Raw genomic sequence first — 5,297 nt, 5'->3', positions numbered from 1 at the left:
GAGCCCTTTGGAGACCTTTTAACAGAGCGCAGCATTCTACGGAAAGGGCCGGAAGTCGACCTTCGCGTCGGGTGCAAAGCCTTCCTCTCGATGGAAGTAGAACAGAAATGTACACCATTGCGCTGGCGCCGCACCCGACTGCGCGCTGAGTTACTGCGGGGGGCTCCGCGCGTCCTCCTACACCACTAGATGAGGCTGTGGCTGCACGACGTCCATGGAGCACGTTCGCTGCTGCACGAAGGCAACCAAGCCCACGCTTGTTTGCGGCGTGCGGCACAGCCTTCCACGCTGCCTTGCCGGGCCGTGATATGGTGGCTTTCTCGATTGAAGCCTGCGAGGTCGGCTTGATTTGGCTCCGCTATTCTCGACGCCCGGGCGTCGTCCGTGTCGATCGCTGGCTAGTACGCCGATAGGCTGCGCTTCTTCCGGTCAGGGCTATGGTGTTCACTGGCGCGGGCCCGGTGCGCATTCACGGACCCTCTCGCCGAACCGAATATCGAGCGACGAAGCCAATCTCGCATCGTTGCGCGAGATCAAGGCCGACCCATTGAGGTTGACATATGTTTGCAGAGGTTACTGTCTGAACGGTCCTGATCCATCATGGGTTCAGGGCTGTCAATCTCCACCCGGAACTCCGGTTCGCATCTGGCGCAGATGCTCAGGCATACCGGCGTATTCGCTTGATTGCAGCATCAAAGCAAAGGGAATTCGCTGATGAAACCCACCCGCAGGCAAATCCTGGCGTCACTTACCGGAATAACTGCAACTGCCGCGGTCGGGGCAATTCCCGCTAGGGTGCAGGCTGAGGCCGCAAAGGACCTGACAGTCGACGAGGCCCGCGAGATCGGCAGGAAGGTCTTCCTCTGGGGCATGCACCCGGTCGCTCTCTATCACCTGCGCTACAACTTTGCGCAGAATGAGCAAAGCCCGCTGAATTATGGCATCAACCGCCTGAACTGGAACCGGACGCCGCTCAAGGCATTGCCGCGGATCGCCACCACGCCCAATGCGACCACGCTTTACGGCAACGCAATGCTCGATTTGTCGAAAGAGCCCGTGGTGATCACCACCCCAGACATCCGCGATCATTACTGGAGCCTCCAGTTCTACGACAATTATGCTCGGTGGTGGCACATGATCGGCAGCCAGTTCAACGCGCCGGGCAAGGTGCGGCGCCTGCTGATCGGGCCGAACTGGAGCGGGGGGTTCCCGGACGGTTTCGTGGGCGAAGAGATTGTCAAGTCAGTCTCGGACTTCGCGGGCATCTTGGGGCGCGTGGCGTTGACCGACGATACGCAAGAAGAGTTAGCGACCGTCAATGCTATCCAGGACGGCTTCACGGTGATGTCGCTCAGCGACTGGATTGCGGCCGGACGTACCGACGTGCGGCCCGATGACGTACCGGTGACAAAGGCCGACTATCCGACCTACCAGGGCATGGAGTCCGTCGTGGAACCGGCGCGTCTCGCGGGCGCTGATTTTCTGCGGTGGGTGGGTCTAGTGCTCGCCGATCCGACCTTCACGTTGCAAGAGGACGGGCATCGGGAAATTCTGGCCCTCGAGCGGTTCGCGCGTCTCGGGCTCAAGCCGGGAATGACCTTTGACCCGGAGACGCTGAGCCCGGAGATCATCGCCGCCATCTCGGAAGGGATCGAACTGGGCCGTGCCGATGCCCTTGCGGTTGCGGAGACCGGAACCGGCGTCATGCGGAACGGCTGGGATTTCACGAGTGACCTTGACTACAAGGACACCAACTGGCGGCAACGGGCCTACTACGGGTTGATCGCCGTGCTGGCGCCGGTTCCATCGAGGTCCCATATCGGAACGTTCTGCATGACGGATTCCAACGGGGATCGGTTGACCGGCGCGCACCGCTACACGCTCACCTTCGACCTACAAGACATGCCCCCGGTGACGGAGTTCTGGGAGATTCCCCTCTACGACAACGAAGGCTACTTCGTGGACAACCCGATCGATCGCTATTCGCTCAATAGCTACATGCTCGAACGTGGAAAGCTGCAGACCGAAAACGGCAAGCTCGTCATATATATCCAGACCGATGAACCCGAGGATTCGCTTCAACGCGTAAACTGGCTGCCTGCACCGGAGGGAGACTTCCAGTTCACAGCCCGGTTCTATGGTCCGGATTCCTCGCTCATTGACGGCAGATACAACATGCCTGGCATTGTGCGTGTCGAATGATGTGTTGAAACGCCAGAAGTCGTGGCAGCGACGCTGCGGATCGTGAAGACGCGCTCATTTCCGCGAAACAGTGAGCTTTCCGGCCTCGAACGAAAGGATTCTTCACTATGCGAAATTTCTACCGTGGCCCACTCGCGTCGGCGCTGCTTACAGTGACCGCCCTGACAGCCGTCGTTCTTCCCGCGACCCGGTCTCTTGCAGAGACGGAGTTGACGTCGGAAGAAGCACGTGCCCTGGCAACGGACGCATGGCTTTTCGGCATGCCGCTGGTGATGTTCGAGATCCAGGCCGACTTTCTGACCCACGTGACCAAGCCCGGAGCGGCGAAGGCGCCGGTCAATCAGTTTGTACACTACCGGCAGTTCATCGACGCCTCGAACCGGTCGATCGTCGGTTTCAATGTCGACAACCTCTATTCGCTGGCCTGGATCGACCTCGAGGAGGAGCCGCTGGTGCTGTCCGTCCCGGCGATGGGAGGCCGCTACTGGGTGATGCAGATCGTCGATGCCTGGAACGGCGTGCCGGCGGCTCCGGGCTCGCGGACGCACGGCGGTGGAGAACCGCACGATTTCCTGATCGCGGGACCGGACTGGGACGGCCCTGTTCCGGAGGGGATGGAGCTGCTGCGCAGCCCCACCAACCTCGCCGGGATCGGGGGGCGCACATATTGTTCTGGGGCCGAGGAATATGACCTCGTCAACGCCATTCAGGACAACTACAGGCTGACTCCCCTCTCGGTCTGGGGGCAGCCCTTTGCGCCCCCGACCGACGTCCCGCTCAAGGCGGGCGTCGATGGTGAGACTCTGGTGAACGATCAGGTCCTGGCACTCAGTTCCGAGCAGTTTTTCAAGAACCTCAATCGACTTCTTGCGACCAATCCGCCCTACGCCGACGATGTGCCAATGTTGGAGAAACTGCGCCCGCTGGGCATCGAACCCGGCGCGCCGTTCTCCACCGATGATCTGGGCGACGACATCAGGGCCGCGATAGACGAGGGCGTCGCTGACGCGAAGGTCGCACTGGCCGAGGAATCAAGACAGCTTGGCAAGATGGTCAACAATTGGGGCCTGACCTATGACATGGGACGGTTCGGTACACGCTATGCCTATCGCGCGGCGTGGACATTTGTCGGTATCGGCGGAAACCTGATCGAGGACGCCTTTTATCCCCTGACGTTGCTGGACGCCGACGGCAATCCATTGACCGGCGAGCACGCATATACCTTGACCTTCCCCGAAGGAGCCTGGCCCCCAGCGGCCGCCTTCTGGTCCATGACGATGTACGATCTCGAAGGGTATCTGGTGGACAACCCTCTGAACCGATACGCGATCGGGGATCGAAGCGGGATGACGCCCAACCCGGACGGATCGCTGACCATATACATCCAGGCCGAAACGCCGGGAGACGACAAGGAGGCCAACTGGCTTCCTGCCCCCCGCAACGGACCATTCAAACTGACGCTGAGGCTCTACGTCCCGGGCGAAGCGGTCCTGAACGAAAGCTGGGTGCCGCCAGCCGTACAGTTGGCCAACTAAAGGAGGAAAGAAGATGCGCATTTTCCTGACACTGGCTTTTGCGATGGCGGCAGTCAGCGCCCCGATGCACGCGACGGCCCAGAGCGACGCGGTCAATGAATACCTCAGGCGTCTGCCCTACCAGGAGACGTTCAATTACATGATGCAGTATACGGGCGGCGATCCGGCGAAACTCAACGCCTGGGTGGCCGGCAGAGAGCCTGTTATTTTCAAGGCCGGGGAGGATGTCGTTGTTCGGATGAACAACGATACGTTTTACAAGCAGGCCTTCGCTGATCTCTCCGAGGGGCCCGTCGTTCTGACTTCCGAAAATGCCGACCCTGACCGCTTCAGTTCGTTCCAGTTGATGGATGACCGCAATGTCAATTTCCGCAACATCATTCGGCCAGAAGGCAGCTACGTTATGTATTATGGTGAGAGACCTGAAGCCACCGAGGGGGAATTGATCGAAGCTCCGTCGAAACTTGTTCCTGTAGTGGTTCGGATCGAAGTCAAAGACCCGCACGACGCGGAGGACGTTGCCAGGGCCGAGGCGGTCCACAGCGGTATCGGGATATCCGGGCCGGAGATTTCATCGATCGAGCCGCTCGACCTGCTGAGTGAATTCGATGAGGAGACGGTCAGGGCAGCCGAGGCTCAAATGGAAGAGGTGATGAAGACCGTTCCCTTCCGGGAGATGGTCGCCGGCCCCGGTGATGTCCCGGAAAAGGTATCCTACCTGCTGCTGGCCGCCAGCGCCAAGCATGCATGGGGTGGTCCGGTGCCGTCTCACAGCGCCTACGAAGCCTTCTTCGCCGATGAGAATGGTGACCCGCTGCAAGGGGCCAACGGTCCCTATGCGATCACCACCGCCGAGCCGCCGGTAGACGCCTTTTGGTCCGTCACGGTCTATGACACTGCAACGGGCCGGTTCTTCGACAATCCGGATGACCGCTACCACATCAACAACACCATGGCGGAGAAGAACGCCGATGGGACGGTCACGTTTCTGTTCAAGACCACGTGCATGGAGACAGAAGTCAACTGTCTCTATGTGCCGGAAGGCGCATTCGACATTTCCGCTCGATACTACCTCCCGGACGAGGCAATCCAGTCTGGTGAATGGACGATGCCGAAACCGAGAAAGATCCAGTAGGCAGGGCAGAATCCGCCACACAGATGAAGTCGTCATACATCGGTCGCTTAACCGATATTAGCAGGCTGCTGAAGAAGTCCACCCTCGACGCGGCTTGGGGAACATGATTCACCCTCGGCACGATAGCGGCGGGGGTTATGATGCGCGGGACGGACACGGCGAGCGGGTCGCTGTTCATCCAACGAGACCAGCCCCATTTACATACCCGAGATTAGAGAACCGGTTCGGTCAAGCTGCGCCGCAGCGGCAATCGAGTAAGCGAGCGGCTGCTTTGGGCCGGAAAGCGATAGTTCATCTGATCCGAGTGAGTGACTGGAAAGTCCGCATGTAGGACATCGAAGCAGCGCGCAGCGAAGGGCCGGTTCGGATCTTGACCGAATTGGCCTGTTTCAATGACCGCTTCCGGGAAGTCGTGCCGCAGCGCG

4 protein-coding genes are annotated in these 5,297 nt (G+C 60.0%); 3 read left to right on the top strand and 1 reads right to left on the bottom strand.

Features of this window, described 5'->3' with window-relative positions; genetic code table 11:
• Positions 1-714: 714 nt before the first annotated feature.
• The 3 genes from R5H32_RS20550 (at position 715) to R5H32_RS20540 (ending at position 4,872) form a co-directional block, all read left to right on the top strand.
• Entirely contained in the window at positions 715-2,202 is a 1,488-nt protein-coding gene (locus R5H32_RS20550) for a DUF1254 domain-containing protein (RefSeq protein WP_318340506.1), read from the top strand.
• Between the two features lie 107 nt (positions 2,203-2,309).
• Positions 2,310-3,737, top strand: a complete 1,428-nt coding sequence (locus R5H32_RS20545) for a DUF1254 domain-containing protein (protein ID WP_318340505.1) — start codon at positions 2,310-2,312, stop codon at positions 3,735-3,737.
• A 13-nt stretch (positions 3,738-3,750) separates the two neighbouring features.
• Entirely contained in the window at positions 3,751-4,872 is a 1,122-nt protein-coding gene (locus tag R5H32_RS20540) for a DUF1214 domain-containing protein (RefSeq protein ID WP_318340504.1), read from the top strand.
• A gap of 211 nt (positions 4,873-5,083) precedes the next feature.
• Here the strand turns inward: R5H32_RS20540 and R5H32_RS20535 are convergent.
• Positions 5,084-5,297: hypothetical protein (locus tag R5H32_RS20535; protein WP_318340503.1), on the bottom strand; the 214-nt coding region annotated here is incomplete at its 5' end.

Source organism: Defluviimonas sp. D31 (genome assembly GCF_033436765.1).
Taxonomy (GTDB): Bacteria; Pseudomonadota; Alphaproteobacteria; order Rhodobacterales; family Rhodobacteraceae; genus Albidovulum.
This window is presented reverse-complemented; position numbering and strand designations above follow the sequence as displayed.